Source organism: Arthrobacter sp. DNA4 (assembly GCF_024362385.1).
GTDB lineage: Bacteria > Actinomycetota > Actinomycetes > Actinomycetales > Micrococcaceae > Arthrobacter.
Map to the genome: position 1 here is coordinate 4162384 of NZ_CP101466.1, position 17125 is coordinate 4179508.

The window sequence follows — 17125 nt, forward strand, 5'->3', positions numbered from 1 at the left end:
GCAGACGGGCATTGGAACCGTGGCCCGCCGTTCATGACGAAGCGTGAATGGGTCAGTCCTGGAAGTACTCCACCTTGGCGCCGATGGTGTTCAGCCGCTCCGCCAGGTCCTCGTAACCACGCTCGATCACATAGATGTTCCGCAGCTCGGACACACCCCGCGCTGCGAGCATGGCCAGCAGGAGGCAGGCGGCAGGCCGGAGCGCGGGCGGGCAGCCCACCTCCGCGGCACGCCACTTGGTGGGCCCGTTGACGTAGATCCGGTGCGGGTCCAGCAGCTGCACCTGCGCGCCGAGCCGGTTCAGCTCCGTCAGGTAGATGGCGCGGTTCTCGTACACCCAGTCGTGGATCATGGTCTGGCCGTGGGCATTCGCAGCGATGACGGCGAAGAACGGCAGGTTGTCGATGTTCAGCCCGGGGAACGGCATGGGATGGATCTTGTCCTCGGGGGCGCGCAGCTCGGACGGCTTGGTGGTCACGTCCACCAGGCGGGTGCGGCCGTTGCGCGCCATGTACTCGCCCGAAACCTCCAGCTTCTGTCCCATCTGGCCCAGCGTGGCCAGTTCGATCTCCATGAATTCGATGGGCACCCGCCGCACGGTGACCTCGGAGTTGGTCACGATGCCGGCCGTGATGAGGCTCATGGCCTCGATGGGGTCCTCGGAGGGGAAGTATTCAATCTCGGCGTCAATTTCCGGCTGCCCGGTGATCTTCAACGTGGTGGTGCCCACGCCCTCAATGGTGACGCCCAGCATCTGCAGGTAGAAGCACAGGTCCTGCACCATGTAGTTGGGGCTGGCGTTGCGGATCACGGTCGTTCCGGCGCGGTGCGCGGCGGCCATGATCGCATTTTCGGTGACGGTGTCCCCGCGTTCGGTGAGGACGAAGGAGCGGTCCCGGGTATCGGCAGGCGGCGCCTGCACGGTGTAGAACCCTGCCGTGGCCTCCACTGACAGGTCGAACTCGCGCAGTGCCTGCATGTGCGGCTCCACGGTCCGGGTGCCCAGGTCGCAGCCGCCGGCGTAGGGAAGCCGGTACTCCCGGGACTCATCCAGCAGGGGGCCCAGCAGCATGATGACGCTGCGGGTCCGGCGTGCCGCGTCCACGTCCATGGCATCCAGGTCCAGGACGGCAGGGCGGCGCAGGCGGAGATCCGTGTCATTGAGCCAGGTGCACTCGACGCCAATGCTGGTCAGCACCTCGACGATGCGGTTGACTTCCTCGATCCGGGCCAGGCGGCGCAGCACGGTGGTGCCCCTGTTGATCAGGCTGGCGCACAGCAGGGCCACGCCGGCGTTTTTGCTGCTGTTGACGTCGACGGCCCCTGACAGGGTGCGGCCGCCTTCCACCCGCAGGTGCGTCATCTGCGGCTTGGCCACGTTCACGATGCTGCGGTCAAAGATGTTTTCCAGCCGCTGGATCATTTTCAGGCTCAAGTTCTGCTTGCCCTGTTCCATCCGGGCCACGGCGCTCTGGCTGGTGCCGAGTTCGGCGGCCAGTTGCCCCTGGGTCCACCCCTTCTCGCTCCGGGCGTCCCTCAGCATGGCGGCAACGTGTTCAGCGGTTTCCTGGGTCATACGGCGAATATATCATAAATGAGTTATCCGGGATCCATCGCAGCTACCTACCGGCCCGGAAGGGGATCCCAGGAGGGCGGTACCCATTCGGTGCGATAGGGAGCCCTGCCTGGCCCCCGACCGCATGGCTTAACTCCCCAGCCACACCATATTCCAGGTACCGGCGGTAACAGCTGCGAAAAGGGCGAGCCCGGCCACCAGGACGCCGCCTGCCACCACCCAAAGGTCCAGCGGGCTGAAGGTGGACACCCGGGCCCAGGTCCGCGGGCCGCCGCCAAAACCCCTCGCCTCCATGGTCACCGCGAGCCTCGATGCACGGCGGATGGCCTGGACCAGCAGCCCGAAACTTTGCCCCAGCGTGGCCTTCACCCGCTGGCCCAGGCTGCCGCGGGCACCCACGCCGCGGGCACGCCGCGCCATCCCGATGGTCTGCCATTCCTCGGCCATGAGCCCCACCAAACGCATCGCTGCGAGGGTTCCCAGGACGAACCGGTGCGGCAGGCGTGCCTTCTGCGCGAGCGCGTCGGCGAGGTCGGTCGGATCGGTGCAGCTCATCAGGAGCACTGCCGGGAGGGCGATCGCAAAACCGCGCAACAGGAATCCGATGCCCAGCTGGAGGGACCCCTCGCTCATGGTCCAGATGCCGGCATCGAGCAGGATCCTGCCGCTGTCCGGCGCCAGGATGGAGGTGCTCCAGCCTCCCACGGCAGCGGCGAGGATCAGCGGCCAGCCGCGCTGCCACAGCAGGGACAAGGTGAGTCCGGCCAGGGGAAACAGCAGAAGTTCGAACACCAGGGCAACGGACGCCGACACCCAGTCGATGGACAGCGCCAGGACGGCCGTGATGAGCAGGACCGCCGCGAACTTGCTCAAAGGGTTAGCGCGGGCAAGGAGGGCGTGGTTGCCGCTCAAGGTGAGTTGCTGCCTCATGGCGCCACCACTTCGGCCGCGGCCATCCGCAGTTCCGCACCGCCCAGCGCCTCCGTGAATTCGGCATCATGGGTCACGGCAACCACTGCAGTGCCCGCATCAAGGAGCTCGGACAGGAACGATGCCAGTTCGGCCCAGGTATTGGCATCCTGGCCGAACGTGGGCTCGTCCAGGATCAGCACCTGGGGGCTGGCGGCCAGGACGGTGGCAACGGACAAGCGCCGCTTCTCACCGCCGGAGAGCGTATAGGGGTTGGCATCCACCAGCTGGGTAAGCCGCAGCCGCTCCAGCAGTTCCTCAACCCGGTCCTCGCCGTGCCCCAGGTGCCGGGGGCCGAAGAGCAGCTCGTCGAGCACCTTTCCGGTGACGAACTGGTGCTCCGGCTCCTGGAATACCGTGCCCACCCGCGAAATCAGCTGCTCGGCCTTCCACTTGTAGGGATCGATGCCGGCACCGCGGCTGAGGTCCAGCGTCGCGGACACTTTTCCGGACACCGGCTCAAGCAGCCCGCCGAGGGTCAGCGCGAACGTGGACTTGCCGGCGCCGTTGGCGCCGGTGATGGCAAGGGCCTGCCCGGCGCGGACCTGCGCGGCCACGCCTTCCTGGACCGGGACAGGCAGGATCTTCCGGAAGCCTTTGCGGCGGGGGCGTTCGCGGGAGACGCCCAGCTGCTCTGCGGCCAGCAGGAGGCTGCCTGCGCCGGGAGCCGGGACGGCGGCGCGGGCACGTGTGGCCGGCACGTACCCGGGTACCCAGACGCCCGCTGCGGCGAGCATGCTCCGCGCCTCCGTAAGTACTCGGTCCGGCGGCCCGTCCAGGAGCACTGCAGGATCGGCGGCGGAGCCCGGCTGCAGGACCACGATCCGGTCCACCAGGTCCTTCCAGACGGACACCCGGTGCTCCACCACCACCAGCGTCGCCCCGGTTTTGTCCAGGGAGCGGGCCACGGCGTCGCGGACCTCCAGCACGCCGTCCGGGTCCAGGTTGGCGGTGGGCTCGTCCAGCAGGATCAGTCCGGGACGCATCGCCAGGATGCCCGCCAGCGCCAGGCGCTGCTTTTGGCCGCCGGACAGGGCCGACGTCGGGTGGTCCAGCGGGAGGTGGGCGAGCCCGACGTCGGCAAGTGCCTCGTGAACGCGCGGCCAGATGGCGTCGCGGGGCACCGCAAGGTTTTCGGCGCCGAAGGCGACGTCGTCCCCCACCCGCGACAGGACCACCTGGGTCTCCGGGTCCTGCTGCATGAGACCGGCACGGCCGCGCCGTGCCCGGGGCGGGGCTCCGTCCACCAGCAGCGAACCGGACTCGTCGGCGTCGCCTGCCTCGCCGTCGTCGTTGATGTCTCCCAGGACGCCGGCCAGGGCGTGCAGCAGGGTGGACTTCCCGGCGCCGGAAGGCCCCAGCAGGAGCACCCGCTCCCCGGGGGCGATGTCCAGGTCAAGGCCGTGGACGGCGGGCTTGGCCCTTCCGGCGTGCCGCCAGCCCCATCCGCGGGCGGCGATGGCGGCAGGCCGGACCGTGCCGGAGGCGTCCTGGGAGGATGCCATCAGGAGAAGACGGGCTCCGTGGCAGCCTTGCGGGACGCGAAGGAGCCCAGCACGCCGGTGCGGGCCAGGCCGCGGGTGGCAAGCCAGGACAAAGCGCCAGCCAGGATGGCCCCGGAAAGGGTGGTCAGCACGATGTAGGCGAGCTTGTCCGCGCCGGAGTAGGCAATGTTCCAGCCCCACGGCGCAAACGAGTCATTCAGTCCGCAGAAGAACCCTGCCGCGGCGCTTACCAGCAGCGATACGGGCAGGTTGAACTTGCGGTAGACGAAGATCGCGAAAATGATTTCCGCGCCCAGGCCCTGGATGAAACCCGAGAACAGGACCGAGGCGCCGTACTGGGAACCCATCAGCAGTTCGCCGGTTGCGGCTACAGTCTCGCAGAACAGGGCGGCTCCGGGCTTGCGGATGATGAGCATGCCCAGCACCCCGGGAATCATCCAGCCGCCGGCGAGCAGTCCGGTCAGGGGCGGGTAGGCGGCGTTCATGGGGGCGGACAGTGCGGCGGCACCCTGGTCCCATGCCCAGAAGATGACGCCGCCCGCGATGGCCACCAGCGCGGCGACGACGATGTCCACGACGCGCCAGGACTTACTGGTGGTCTTCTTGATTGCTGCAGTGCTCATGTGATCCTCCTGGGAAACAGGAGGGGAAAGTGGACCCGGGTGCAGGCCTGTGGCCGTGCATCCGCGACACTTTGAGAACTCGACTCCCTTGCGCCGGTACTAACCGGATCAGGTTCGAGGGTCTGCGGCTGTCCGCACTCTCAGCGCCCACCTGCGGTGCCCGGCCTGTGCCAGGATGCCCGACGGCGGCGCTCCCCTGTCGTTTTTAGTGTTGCTTGTGGTTGGGTAACGCTGTCTATTTTGCCCAGTTGGGCGTGGTCAAGTTTACACCTGGCAGGAGTAGATTGAGGGCCATGACCGCCAATCCACCGGATGTAACCGGGTTCGATCCTGATTCCAGCGACGCCCAGCCGGAGGGCTCACTGGAGGCGCAGATTGCCCGCATCGAGGCAGAGGTCCGTGAGCTCCAGTTCCCCGGCTTCTCGCTGGATGATTCGTTGAACCTGGGCCTGCTCCTCGTTGAACTGGGCAAGGAGCGGTCATTGCCCATCGCCATCGACATCGCCAAGGGTGACCAGGTGCTGTTCCATGTCGCACTTCCGGGCGCCACGCCCGACAACGGCCACTGGATCCGGGCCAAGCAGCGCACTGCCCTGCGGTACGAGGTGCCCTCCCTCCTGGTGGGACTGCGCGGCCGGCTGGGCGGCGGCCGGATCGAGGACAACGCCTGGTTCGACCAGTCCCGCTATGCGGCACACGGGGGCGCGTTTCCGATCCAGGTCACGGGCGTTGGTGTGGTGGCTTCCGTGGCGGTGTCCGGCTTGCCGCAGCTTCAGGACCACGAACTGGCGGTGGAGGCACTGCGCGACATCCTGGGTTCGGCTCTGGACGAGTAGCGCCGGTTGACCCGGCGCAGCGGGACACGCACCGGTACTTGCCAAGCGGCCCCGGGCTGCTTAGCTTTTATTAGTAATCATGCTTACTATGTTGTCCCCCGGGGTACGACCACCACAGGGAATGGGAGCACCATCGGCGGCCGTTCCCCGAACCGGCGCGGCAACCAAGGAGCACCATGAGAATCCCGGACACCAGAGGTCCCATCAGCAGCGCCCTCTTTGCGGCCCTGTCCAAGGCCCCTGATGCTGCCACTCCGGAGCTGGACGGGCTGTACCGGCTGGTGGCGGCGCAGGTGGCGGGTACCGGTGACATCATTGCCGACGAAGACATCCAGCTGTCACTCTTTTGCCTGTACGAACTGCACTACTCGGGCCTGGACGGGGTCAGCGACGCTTGGGAGTGGGAACCGGCCCTGATCAGGGTCCGGCGACTGATCGAAGAACCCTTTGAAGCCGCCCTTCGCGCCGCCGCACGCCAAACCGCCGGTAATGTCGAACTGCCCGCCGGGATTGCCATGACCAGCGATGCCGTGGCCGACGTCCTTTTCGGCCTCGCCGCTATGGACACCGGCCCGAGCGTTTCCCGCTTCGTGGCACGGAAGGCAAGCCTGGAGCAGCTCAAAGAGTTCCTGATCCACAAATCCGTGTACCAGTTGAAGGAAGCGGATCCGCACACCTGGGCCATTCCGCGGCTATCCGGCCGGGCCAAGGCTGCCCTCGTGGAAATCCAGGCCGACGAATACGGCGGCGGCAGGCCGGAGCGGATGCACAGTGCGCTGTTTGCCCGGACCATGCGCGGGCTGGGCCTGGACGACAGGTACGGCGCCTACATCGATACCATCCCCGCCGTCTCCCTCGCGTCCGTGAACCTCATGTCGCTGTGCGGCCTGAACCGGCGGCTGCGCGGGGCCATCACCGGCCACCTGGCCATGTACGAAATGACCTCTTCCCAGCCCAACCGTTTCTACGGCAACGGATTCCGCCGGCATGGTTTCGCCGCAGACGTCACCCACTATTTCGATGAGCACGTGGAAGCCGACGCGGTGCATGAACAGATTGCCGGGCGGGACCTTGCCGGCGGCCTGGTTGAGGCTGAGCCTGGCCTCCTTGAGGACGTCCTGTTCGGTGCCACGGCCGTTATGGCCATCGACAGCCGCGTCTCCGGCCACTTGATGTCCTCCTGGGAAGCCGGGCAAACCTCGCTTCGGGCGGCCGTGCCGGCGGCAGCGTGACAGGCTGGTCCCCCGCGGAGGCGTCCCCGGGTTTTGTGGCACACGACGCGGAATACGTCCTTCCCCTGCGCTGGACCGGGGACTCGGGCCTCGCCGAGTTGTCGGGTTACCTTCACCGCTTGGTGGGCTGGATGCCCGTCATAGTAGTGGACGGGTCCGAGGAAAACCTCTTCGACCGCCACCGTGCCGCGTTTCCCGGCGGGGTCCGCCACATCCGCCCGGACCTGGTAAGCCGCACCGGCACCGGCAACGGCAAGGTGGCAGGGGTGATGACCGGTGCCAGCACCTCACGTGCGGAGTTCCTCGTCATCGCCGACGACGACGTCCGCTACACGCGCGAGTCCCTCGCCGCCGTCGTGCACTATCTCAAGTCCGCGGACGTGGTGCGGCCGCAAAACTACTTCGCTCCCCTTCCCTGGCACGCCCGCTGGGATACGGCCAGGACGCTGCTCAACCGCGCCTGGTCTGCCGACTACCCGGGGACGCTCGGGGTACGCCGGAGCGCCCTACTGGCCACCGGGGGCTACGCAGGCGTGCTGTTTGAAAACCTGGAGCTCATCCGGACCATCAAGGCGGCCGGCGGAAGCGAGCGGATCCTTCCGGACCTGTTCGTGGCACGCCGGCCGCCAACTGCCCGGCACTTCCTGCGCCAGCGTGTGCGGCAGGCCTACGACGACTTGGCCCAGCCGCGGCGGCTGGCCGCGGAGCTTGCCCTGCTGCCTGCAGCCGCCGGCGCCGCCCTCCTCCCTGCAAGGGCACGGCGGGCGGCCATCGCGTTGCTCGCCGGAGCAGCTGTGGCCTGCGCAGAAATCGGACGACGACGGCACAACGGGAGCGCCGTCTTTCCCGCCTCGGCAGCATGGTTTGCGCCCTTCTGGGCAGCTGAGCGGGCGGTCTGCGTGTGGCTTGCGCTTGCTTTCAGGTGGAGCGGCGGCATGCCGTATGCAGGCAGAAAGCTCAGGACCGCGGCGCACTCCGAGGCAAAGCTCCTGCTGCTCCACGGCGGCAAGCTCCCACACAACCCAGCAGGCCAGGAAGCCAGAAAGCCGGAAACAACGATGAATGCGGTGCAGGCATGAACCCCGAACAGCATGGAACACGAACAGACGCGGACCAGGAATCCGCCGCCAGCTCGATCGTGGTGTGCCCGGATGGTCCCCTCATTGTCAGGGGTGAGTTCGAGATCGTTACCCCTTCCGGCGACGCCGTGCCCAGGGAGCGCAGGACCGTCGCCTTGTGCCGGTGCGGGGCCTCCGCCATCAAGCCCTATTGCGACGGCACGCACAAGATGATCAAGTTCCGCTCCGAACCCCCGGCCGGGAAGCCCCCTGCCTGATCCCCAAAGCCGGCCGCCGGCCACGCCCTGCCCGGACCAGCCCGGGTGTGAGGCTAGGCTGGGGGCAGTCCGTTTTCCGCCCGCAAGGAGTACCAGCAATGAACCTTCTCATCAAACTGCTCGGGACCGCCGTGAGCCTCGGCGCAGGCCTGGCCGGCACCAAGCTGGTTAACACCATCTGGGAAAAGACCACGGGGCAGAAAGCACCCACCGGCAAGAACGAGGACGTCCCCACCAGCCTCCGCTCTGCTTTGACCTTCGCGCTGATCTCAGCGTCTGTGAGTGCCATCATCCAGGTCCTGGCAAACCGCGGCACCCAGCGCGCCATCACCCGGTTCGCCAAGAGCCAGGACATCGTCTAGCTGCCCCGGGCGCCGCTTAGCGCTGCCTGCCGTCGTCGGGACTGTCCTTCAGGGCAGTCTCGGCGGCGGCTTTTTGCACCACGGCTTCCAGCTCGTCGGCTGTGAGCAGCTCCCGGTGCAGGTGCTTGGTGCGGTAGCCGGCCCGGCCCACCATGTGGGCGGACACGGGCACCGTGAGCAGCTGGAAGATCCACGCCACCACCAGGACCGGCCACACCCACCAGGTCCGCATCTGCAGCCCGATGGCGGCCAGCAGCAGGAACAGGCCCAGGACCTGGGGTTTGGTGGCGGCATGCATCCGGCTCAGCAGGTCCGGGAAGCGCAGCAGGCCAATCGCCGCGCCCAGGGACATGAGCGCCCCCACCACCATGAACACGGCGGAGACAGTGTCGATCCAGGCGTCCGGCCCGGAGAAGTCAGGATTCATTGGGCTTCACCCTCCGGTCCGCCACGAACCGGGCCACCGTCACGGACCCGATGAACCCGATGATGGAGATGGCCACCACCAGCATCAGGTTGTTCAGGTGCCGGTTGACGGCCATGTCGATGCACAGCGCCCCGCCCAGGATGGCGAGCAGCACGTCGGTGGCCAGCACCCGGTCCAGCAGCGAGGGGCCACGGGCAATTCGGATGATGGCGCCGGCCGCTGCCAGCGAGAAAATGACGGCTGTAACGGCAAGGACAACGTTCATCATGTGGTGGCCTCCATTTGCACTTCTTCGAGTTCCTCGCGGCTGCCCATGATGCGGATCAGGCCGGCTTCAATGGAGCGGACTTCGTTCCGCAGGCCCTCCACGTCCTGTTTGGAGGTGATGTTGAGGGCGTGCAGGTACAGGGTGGACGTGGAGCGGTCCACCTCCACCACCAGCGAGCCCGGGATCAGGGAGATCACATGTCCGGTGGCGGTGACGATCAGGTCCTGGCGGCTCCTCAGCTTCACTGCGACGACGGCGTTGGTCACCTTGGGTCCACGGGCCGTCGCCAGGTACAGCACCTGGGCGCTGGCCACCACCACTTTGACCACGAAGGCCAGCGCGAAGGGCACGGCGTAAAGGATGTTGAAACGGCCGCTGAGTTCCACCGGCGGCAGGTAGAAGAGCCGGGCCACGCCCACGGCCAGGAGGGCACCGAACAACAGGTTGCCGGGGCTGAAATCCTGCCACAGGGCGCCCCAGATGATCACCAGCCAGACCAGCAGGGGCAATTCCTGGCGCAGCGAAATGCGCTTGCGGCTCATCGCCCTCCTCCCCCGGCAGTTGCGCCCGGGACCGGCGTACCGTCGCCCAGCACCGCCTCAATGTACGGCGCCCGGTCCAGCATGTCCCGGGCGGCCCGGTCCGACAGGCCGAACAGCGGTCCGGCAAAGACGGTCAGGGCAACGCCGAGCACCACCAGGCCCGCTGTTGGGCCCACCATGGTGCGCGGCAGGAGCGTCACGGTGTTGTTGACCTTGGCGCCTGGACCGGAAACCCTCGCTGCAGGGGGGGCAAGGAGCACCGGATCCGGATGCTCGGCGTCGCTGGGGCGGCGCCAGAAGGCGCGGTTCCATACCCGGGCGATGGCCAGCAGGGTCAGGAGGCTGGTCACCACCCCGCCAATCACCAGCGCGTAGGCCAGTGGTGTGCCCAGCTGGACGCCGGCCTGCAGCAGCCCCACCTTGCCAAGGAACCCGGAGAACGGCGGGATGCCGGCCAGGTTCATGCCGGGAATGAAGAACAGCAGGGCCAGCATGGGCGAGAGCTTTGCGAGGCCGCCCAGCCGGTCCACGGACGAGCTGCCGCCGCGGCGCTCGATCAGGCCGGTCACCATGAAGAGGCTGGTCTGAATGGTGATGTGGTGCGCCACGTAGAAGACCGCCGCTGCCAGTCCCACCGCGGAGGACATGGCCAGCCCGAACACCATGTAGCCGATGTGGCTGACCAGGGTGAACGAGAGGAGCCTCTTGATGTCGCTTTGGGCCAGGGCACCCAGGATGCCCACCACCATGGTCAGCAGCGCCACCACCATCAGGGGCGTGTTCAACGTGTCGCCGGGGAACAGCAGCGTCTCGGTCCGGACCATCGCGTAGACGCCCACCTTGGTCAGCAGGCCGGCGAACACGGCGGTGACCGGCGCGGGCGCCGTTGGGTAGGAGTCGGGGAGCCAGAAGGACAGGGGAAAAACGGCGGCCTTGATGCCGAAGGCCACCAGGAGCATCACATGCAGCAGGGTTCTGGTGTCCTGGTCCAGTTCGCCCAGCTTGATGGCCAGGTCCGCCATGTTCACCGTTCCGGTGGCTCCGTAGACCATGGCGATGGCGATCAGGAACAGCACGGAGGACACCACGGACACCACCACGTAAGTGACGCCGGCGCGGATGCGCGGCCCGGTGCCGCCCAGGGTCATCAACACGTAGCTTGCGGTCAGCAGGATCTCGAAGCCGACGTAGAGGTTGAACAGGTCACCGGACAGGAACGCGTTGGACACCCCTGCCACCAGGATCAGGTACGTGGGGTGGAAGATCGAGACCGGTGCGTCGTGGTCGCCGTCGGCCATGCCCTGCCCTGTGGCGTAGACCAGCACGGCCAGGCTCACGGCGGAGGACACCACCAGCATCAGGGAGGAAAACTGGTCCACCACCATGACGATGCCAAACGGAGGGATCCAGCCTCCGATGGTCACCGCGGCGGTGCCGCCGTTCCACGCGGAGGCCAGCAGGAGGCATTCGAGCGCCAGGGTCAGCGACAGCAGGCCGATGCTCACCGCGCGCTGCGCCCTGGAGTGCCGGATCAGCAGGAAGGTCAGGGCGGCGCCCAGGATGGGAAGTACGACGGCGAGCGGGGCAAAGCTTGCGATGTTCACTTTCCGCCTCCTTCCGGGCTGGGGTCAACGTCGAGTGAGCCGGGCTTTTCCTCCGCGGCAGCGTGTTCTGCGGGCATCTCCCGGCCGCCGGCCACCAGCGTGGCCACCGGCTGGTCAGTTTCCTGGCCGGCGTCCGCTCCGGACGGTCCGTGGTCTGACACATTCCGGCCGTCGGAACCGAGCATGGTGAGCGGGAATTCGGACGTTTCCGCCGGGACTTCAGCGTCGTCCTCCGCATCGAAGCTGGGGGTCTCCGCCACCCTGAGGTCCTCCACGTCATCCTGGATGTCGTCCTGGCGTGCCAGCACCCACGTGCGGTAGATGATGCCCAGCATGAATGCCGTGACGGCGAAGGAAATCACGATCGACGTCAGGATCAGGGCCTGCGGCAGTGGATCGTTGTAGTCCTGGGCGGGTGTGTCCTTGGTGAACAGCGGCGCCAGCCCTGCATATCCCCCGGTGGCCAGGATCAGCAGGTTGGTGGCGTTGGCCAGCAGCATCAGCCCCAGCAGCACCCGCGTCAGGCTGCGTTCCAGGATCAGGTAGATGCCACAGGCGTACAGCGCTCCCATGACAATCAGCAGGGTCAGGTTGACGCTCATGCGTGGCCCTTTGCGGTGGTCTCTGCAGGAACCCCGTCCGGTTCCTGGTCCAGGCGGGGTCCTTGGTCTTCCCCAACCCGGTCCGGCTCCCGGCCCTTGCCGTGGTCCGGTTCCTGCTCCTGGCCCGGTTCCTGGTCCTCGCTGCCGGGCGCGGACTGGTCCTCCAGGTGTTCATCGATCTCGGCTCCGAGGCTGCGCAGCACGTCAAGCACCAGGCCCACCACCACGATGTAGACGCCGATATCAAAGATGGTGGAGGTGACGAACTTGATGTCCCCAAACACCGGCAGCCACACCTGGATGATGGCGGACTGGAAGACCTGGCCGCCCAGCAGCAGGGGCATCACTCCGGAGGCGGCCGCCAGGGCCAGGCCAATGCCCAGCAGCGCGCCGGCACTCAGGGGCGCCGCCTCCCGCAGCTCGAACCGGCCACCCGCCAGGTAGCGGATGGTCAGGGCCAGGCCCGCGGTGAGGCCGCCGGCGAATCCTCCGCCCGGCAGGTTGTGGCCGGTCAGCAACAGGTACAGCGAGAAGATGATCATGGAGTGGAAGATCAGCCTGGTGACCACCTCGAAGATGATGGAGCGGCGCTCCGGAGCCAACGTCCGCCCTGCCACGATCCAGGGGTCCCGGGTGGAGGCTGCGAACTTCCGGCTGATGGCCAGCGCCGCCGCGTCCCGGGAGCCGGGGTCAACACCGGGGTGGCGTCCCACCGTGCCTGCTGCAACGGTGGCGGACGCCTGCAGCCTGTCGCCCCGGCCGCGGACGAAGATCAGGCTTGCCACGCCGGTGGCGGCCAGCGCCAGGACGCTGATCTCGCCGAACGTGTCCCAGGCGCGGATGTCCACCAGGGTCACGTTGACCACGTTCAGGCCGCCGCCGCCTTCATAGGCGAGCTGCGGAAACTGCAGGGACACGGGGATGGCGGTCCGGGCGCCCATGGCGAAAATCGCGGCGAACACCATGGTCACGCCGAAGCCCAAGCCGATGATCACCCGCAGGACCCGGTATTTTCCGCCGGTGCGGTCCCGCAGTTCGGGCGGCAGCCTGCGCATGGCCAGGACAAAGGCCACCAGGATGATGGTTTCCACCAGCATCTGGGTCAGGGCCAGATCCGGGGCACCCTGCAGGGCGAATAGCAGCGCGATGCCGTACCCGGTGACGGACACCATGAGCACGGCAAGGAAACGTTTGTTGGCCTTGACGGCAGCCAGGGCGCCGATGACGATGCCCACCCCGGCCACCAGCTGCAACGGCGAATTGGGGTCCACAAGGTAGATGTCCTGCGGCAGGGCGTTGCCGCCAAGCAGGATCGCGGCCAGCGGCAGGACGAACGCCACGCTCAGGATGACCGCGAGGTAGAAGTACAGTGAACCGCGCTGGGTCCGGCCGGTAATCCAGACGGCCGCGTCGTCCAGCGCGCCGATGGTCAGCTGGTAGGCGCGGTCGGCGTCCACCCAGGCCGGGACCAGGGACTGGGCCCGGGCCACTGCGTTGCGGCCAAAGTACATGGCAAGGCCCAGGGCGAAGGTGACGGCCGTCAGCCCCAGTGCGGGGGTGACGCCATGCCACAGCGCAAGGTGGCCCGCCTGCGCTGCCGCGGTGCCGGCGTCGGGCGCTGTGGAAGCGAACAGCGCGGCGTACGGCTGGATCCAGGCGTCCACCGGAACCGGCCAAAGCCCATAGGCGATGGTCAGGAGGCTGAGGACCGCGGGGGCGGCCAGGAAGGAAGGCCTGATGGCCTTGAACGGGGTGGGGTCCACGCCGGGCTTGACCGCGAATGCGCCCCACATGAAGCGGGCACTGTAGGCGAAAGTGAGGATCGAGCCCACCACTATTCCCACCAGGACCAGCACGCCCCACGGCCCGGCGTGCGGGCCCGTGGCGTGGTGCACGAATGCCTCCAGCACCGATTCCTTGGCCACAAAGCCTGCCAGCAGCGGAACGCCCGCCATGGACGCAGCCCCGATGCCGGCCACAATGCCAAGGGCCCGGGAAGAGCGGAAGACGCCGGACAGTTTACGCACGTCGCGGGTCCCGGACTGGTGGTCGATGATGCCCACCACCAGGAACAGCGTGGCCTTGAACAGGCCGTGTGCCAGCAGCATAGCCAGGCCCGCCAGCGCGGCGTCGGGCGTTCCCAGGCCCACCACCATGGTCAGGAAGCCCAGCTGGCTGACGGTGCCGTAGGCCAGGATCAGCTTGATGTCGGTTTGCCGCAGCGCCCGGTAGCCGCCCACCAGCATGGTGGCCAGGCCCAGCCCCAGGACCACGGGCTGCCAGAACGCCGTCTCCGAGAATCCGGGGGCAAGCCGCGCCACCAGGTAGATGCCTGCCTTCACCATCGCCGCCGCGTGCAGGTAGGCGCTGACGGGGGTGGGGGCCGCCATGGCGCCGGGGAGCCAGAAGTGGAAGGGGACCAGCGCTGATTTGGTGATGGCACCCACCAGGATGAGGACGACGGCGGCGCTCACCATGGTGCCCGCCGTCCCGCCGGCCAGCGCCGGGGCCTGCTCCAGGATGGCGGAGATGCTGTAGGTGCCGGCGGCATTGCCCAGCATGATCAGGCCCACCAGCATGGCAAGGCCGCCGGCGGTGGTGACCATCAACGCCTGAAGGGCGGAGCGGCGGGCCGCAAGCCGGGTCCGGGCAAAGCCGATCAGCAGGTAGGACAGGATGGTGGTCAGTTCCCAGAAGATGAACAGCAGCAGGAGGTCATCCGCGGTGACCAGGCCGAACATGGCACCGGCGAACGCCAGCAGCTGGGCACCAAAGGCGCCCAGGTCCTGGTCCTTCCGCTTGAAGTAGCGCGCGCAGTAGACCAGCACCAGCGAACCCACGCCGAGCACCAGCAGGGACATCACCCAGGCCAGGGCGTCCATACGGAACGCCAGCGCCAGGTGGAGGCTGGGGACCCATTCAAAGACCTCAGTGACGGCACCCGGTCCGGAGTAGATGGGATTGTGCTGGAACATCAGCCAGCCAAAGGAAACCGCCGGGACTGCAGCCAACGCGTAGAAGGCGTTGCGGCCCCAGACCCTGAAGAGGAAGGGCGCGAGGACAGCCACCGAAAAGTGCACGGCAAGGACTGTGATCACTGTATTCTCCGCAACGTCAGGGATTCGATTGTCAAAAGTTGGAGCAGGCGGCAAAAAGTAAGGTTCGGGAGGGTTCAGTTTACCAAGGCCGGTCCGGTAACCTTGGCGGTTTTGCCTACACCTGAAGCCTGAATCCCCGGCGACAAGGGCCCTCGCTCCCGGGGGTGTTCGCCACGGGCGGATACGATGCATCCTATGAACAGCGCCAGCGCTCCCGGGGCGATGCAGCCCGCCTCGGATCTTGTTGCCGGAACCGGGTCCTCCACCAGGGGACAGGTCCTGGCCTGGGCCTCCTGGGACTGGGGCTCTGCGGCGTTCAACGCCGTCATGACCACGTTCGTCTTCACCGTCTACCTCACCTCCAACGCCTTTGGCGGCGAGGACAGTGCCTCCGCAGTGCTGGGCGGCGCCTTGGCGGTAGCCGGGTTCGCCATCGCGCTGCTGGCACCGGTCACCGGCCAGCGCTCCGACGCAGGGGGGCGGCGCAAGCTGTGGCTGGGCGTCAACTCGGCCGCCGTCGCCATCCTCACCGCCCTGTGCTTTTTCGTGTTCCCGCACCCGGAATTCCTGCTCCTCGGCGTGTCCCTGATCGCGCTGGGCAACGTCTTCTTCGAATTCGCCGGCGTCAACTACAACGCCATGCTCGCGCAGGTGTCCACCCCACGGAACATCGGAAAGGTCAGCGGTTTCGGCTGGGGCGCCGGCTACCTGGGCGGCATCGTGGCACTCCTGATCGTCCTGCAACTGTTCGTCCAGCCGGCCTTCGAATGGTTCGGCGCCTCCACGCAGGACAGCCTCAACATCAGGCTGGTGGCCGTTTTCTCCGCCCTGTGGTTCTTTGTCTTCGCGCTCCCCGTCCTGTTCGCCGTCCCTGAACTGCCCCGCTCCGGGCAGGCCGCGCGGCTGGGGTTCCTGGCCAGCTACGGACTGCTGTTCCGGCGGATCAAGGCCATCTACGCCACCAGCCCGCATACGATCTACTTCCTCCTGGCCAGCGCCGTGTTCCGGGACGGCCTCGCCGCCGTCTTCACGTTCGGCGGCATCATCGCTGCCGGCACCTTCGGCTTTGCCCTCTCCCAGGTCATCTTCTTCGCCATCTTCGGGAACGTCGTGGCAGCCGTCGGTGCGATGATCGGCGGGTTCCTGGACGACAAGGTGGGGCCCAAGGCCGTCATCACCGGCTCCCTGGTGGGCCTCCTGGTTGCCGGGAGCGCAATCCTGGTCCTGGGAAACGGCAACTATTCCGTCTTCGGCATGGAGTGGGCGGGCAGCACCACGTTCTGGGTCTTCGGGCTCTTCCTCTGCCTGTTCGTCGGTCCCGCCCAGTCCTCCTCCCGCGCCTACCTTGCCCGCCTCGCACCGCACGGCGAATCCGGTGAGCTGTTCGGCCTCTACGCCACCACCGGCCGGGCCGTCAGCTTCCTGGCGCCTGCTCTCTTCACGCTTTGCATCACCGTGGCCACCCCGCTGGTGCCCGCCGGGCAGGCACAGCGGTGGGGCATCCTGGGCATCATGGTGGTCCTGCTCGCCGGGCTCCTGGTGCTGCTGCCCGTGAAGGCGCCGGAACGGGCCCCCATTGCCGTGGTCCCCGCCAACTGAAACCACCTTCCTGCCCTGTTCCAGGCCCCGGCGGGATGTTGCCAGGCAGACTAGGCTGGAGTCATGAACGTGGACGAAACGAACCTCCCCGGACTGGGCCGCCGGAAGGATTTCATGACCGCCTCCGGACGCCGCATCGGCGTCGTGGAGCTCCGGGAAGGCCAGACGGAACTAATCGTTTCCACCTGGGACGACCCCGACACCTGCCAGGCTTCGATTCCGCTCACCAGCGATGAAGCAGCCACCCTGGGCAACCTCCTGGGCGGCATGCACCTGGCCATGAAGCTCGCAGAGGAGCACAAGGACGTCCCGGGCATCGTCACCCGGCAGTTCTCCATTGCAGCGGACTCACCGTTCCAGAACCAGCCCATGGGGAAGGCGTCCATCCGCACCCGGTGCGGCGTGTCGATCGTGGCCATCATGCGCGAGGGCGAGGTGCTGCCTTCGCCGGGACCCGACGTCGTCCTCCACCCCGGCGACCTGCTGGTGGCAGTGGGCACCCAGGAAGGCCTCGACTCAGCGGCCGACATCCTGCGCCACGGCTAG

17 protein-coding genes and 1 riboswitch are annotated in these 17125 nt (G+C 67.4%); of the genes, 7 read left to right on the plus strand and 10 right to left on the minus strand.

From position 1 onward, the window contains the following. Window positions 1-52 precede the first annotated feature (52 nt). The 4 genes from NMQ03_RS19295 to NMQ03_RS19310 form a co-directional block, all read right to left on the minus strand. Window positions 53-1576, minus strand: a complete 1524-nt coding sequence (locus NMQ03_RS19295; RefSeq protein ID WP_255173542.1) for a UDP-N-acetylglucosamine 1-carboxyvinyltransferase — start codon at window positions 1574-1576, stop codon at window positions 53-55. 129 nt (window positions 1577-1705) lie between these two features. Then, entirely contained in the window at window positions 1706-2506 is an 801-nt protein-coding gene (locus tag NMQ03_RS19300; protein ID WP_255173543.1) for an energy-coupling factor transporter transmembrane protein EcfT, read from the minus strand. Beyond that, window positions 2503-4050 carry an ABC transporter ATP-binding protein gene (locus tag NMQ03_RS19305; protein WP_255173544.1) on the minus strand — a complete coding sequence of 516 codons (1548 nt, stop codon included), beginning with the start codon at window positions 4048-4050 and terminating at the stop codon, window positions 2503-2505. Before NMQ03_RS19305 ends, NMQ03_RS19300 begins: the two co-directional genes overlap by 4 nt. Continuing rightward, the gene (locus NMQ03_RS19310; protein WP_255173545.1) at window positions 4050-4673 is read right to left on the minus strand and encodes an ECF transporter S component; all 624 of its coding nucleotides are present in this window, start codon (window positions 4671-4673) and stop codon (window positions 4050-4052) included. The genes NMQ03_RS19305 and NMQ03_RS19310 overlap by 1 nt, the downstream gene beginning before the upstream one ends. A gap of 67 nt (window positions 4674-4740) precedes the next feature. Continuing rightward, a riboswitch (TPP riboswitch) is annotated at window positions 4741-4881 on the minus strand. Window positions 4882-4966: 85 nt separating this feature from the next. On the opposite strand from NMQ03_RS19310, the gene NMQ03_RS19315 reads away from it, so the two are divergent. The 5 genes from NMQ03_RS19315 (at window position 4967) to NMQ03_RS19335 (ending at window position 8439) form a co-directional block, all read left to right on the plus strand. Beyond that, complete coding sequence (locus tag NMQ03_RS19315; RefSeq protein ID WP_255173546.1) at window positions 4967-5509, plus strand: heme-degrading domain-containing protein; 543 nt, start codon at window positions 4967-4969, stop codon at window positions 5507-5509. A gap of 176 nt (window positions 5510-5685) precedes the next feature. After that, window positions 5686-6741, plus strand: coding sequence for an iron-containing redox enzyme family protein (locus NMQ03_RS19320; protein ID WP_255173547.1), 1056 nt, complete (start codon window positions 5686-5688; stop codon window positions 6739-6741). 35 nt (window positions 6742-6776) lie between these two features. After that, on the plus strand, window positions 6777-7820 hold the full coding sequence (locus NMQ03_RS19325) for a glycosyltransferase family 2 protein (RefSeq protein WP_255173548.1): 1044 nt from the start codon (window positions 6777-6779) through the stop codon (window positions 7818-7820). Next, a complete protein-coding gene (locus NMQ03_RS19330; RefSeq protein WP_255173549.1) occupies window positions 7817-8077 on the plus strand; it encodes a CDGSH iron-sulfur domain-containing protein in 261 nt (86 codons plus the stop codon). The genes NMQ03_RS19325 and NMQ03_RS19330 overlap by 4 nt, the downstream gene beginning before the upstream one ends. A gap of 98 nt (window positions 8078-8175) precedes the next feature. Then, window positions 8176-8439: a DUF4235 domain-containing protein gene (locus NMQ03_RS19335; RefSeq protein ID WP_255173550.1), complete on the plus strand. Its 264-nt coding sequence runs from the start codon at window positions 8176-8178 to the stop codon at window positions 8437-8439. A 16-nt stretch (window positions 8440-8455) separates the two neighbouring features. Here the strand turns inward: NMQ03_RS19335 and mnhG are convergent, their stop codons facing one another. From mnhG to NMQ03_RS19365, 6 genes are read right to left on the minus strand one after another with little or no spacing between them, the layout of a single operon-like run. Further along, complete coding sequence (gene mnhG / locus NMQ03_RS19340; protein WP_255173551.1) at window positions 8456-8866, minus strand: monovalent cation/H(+) antiporter subunit G; 411 nt, start codon at window positions 8864-8866, stop codon at window positions 8456-8458. After that, complete coding sequence (locus tag NMQ03_RS19345) at window positions 8856-9134, minus strand: monovalent cation/H+ antiporter complex subunit F (protein ID WP_255173552.1); 279 nt, start codon at window positions 9132-9134, stop codon at window positions 8856-8858. The genes mnhG and NMQ03_RS19345 overlap by 11 nt, the downstream gene beginning before the upstream one ends. Beyond that, window positions 9131-9676 (minus strand): Na+/H+ antiporter subunit E, encoded by a 546-nt coding sequence (locus tag NMQ03_RS19350; protein WP_255173553.1) that lies wholly within the window; start codon window positions 9674-9676, stop codon window positions 9131-9133. Before NMQ03_RS19350 ends, NMQ03_RS19345 begins: the two co-directional genes overlap by 4 nt. Beyond that, entirely contained in the window at window positions 9673-11280 is a 1608-nt protein-coding gene (locus NMQ03_RS19355) for a Na+/H+ antiporter subunit D (protein WP_255173554.1), read from the minus strand. Before NMQ03_RS19355 ends, NMQ03_RS19350 begins: the two co-directional genes overlap by 4 nt. Continuing rightward, entirely contained in the window at window positions 11277-11882 is a 606-nt protein-coding gene (locus NMQ03_RS19360; RefSeq protein ID WP_255173555.1) for a Na(+)/H(+) antiporter subunit C, read from the minus strand. Before NMQ03_RS19360 ends, NMQ03_RS19355 begins: the two co-directional genes overlap by 4 nt. Then, entirely contained in the window at window positions 11879-14980 is a 3102-nt protein-coding gene (locus tag NMQ03_RS19365) for a Na+/H+ antiporter subunit A (RefSeq protein ID WP_255173556.1), read from the minus strand. Before NMQ03_RS19365 ends, NMQ03_RS19360 begins: the two co-directional genes overlap by 4 nt. A gap of 195 nt (window positions 14981-15175) precedes the next feature. Here NMQ03_RS19365 and NMQ03_RS19370 point away from each other — a divergent pair, with 195 nt between their 5' ends. Both NMQ03_RS19370 and NMQ03_RS19375 read left to right on the plus strand, forming a co-directional pair. Beyond that, window positions 15176-16579, plus strand: coding sequence for an MFS transporter (locus tag NMQ03_RS19370; RefSeq protein WP_255173557.1), 1404 nt, complete (start codon window positions 15176-15178; stop codon window positions 16577-16579). Window positions 16580-16642: 63 nt separating this feature from the next. Beyond that, the gene (locus NMQ03_RS19375; RefSeq protein ID WP_159630146.1) at window positions 16643-17125 is read left to right on the plus strand and encodes a cation:proton antiporter regulatory subunit; all 483 of its coding nucleotides are present in this window, start codon (window positions 16643-16645) and stop codon (window positions 17123-17125) included.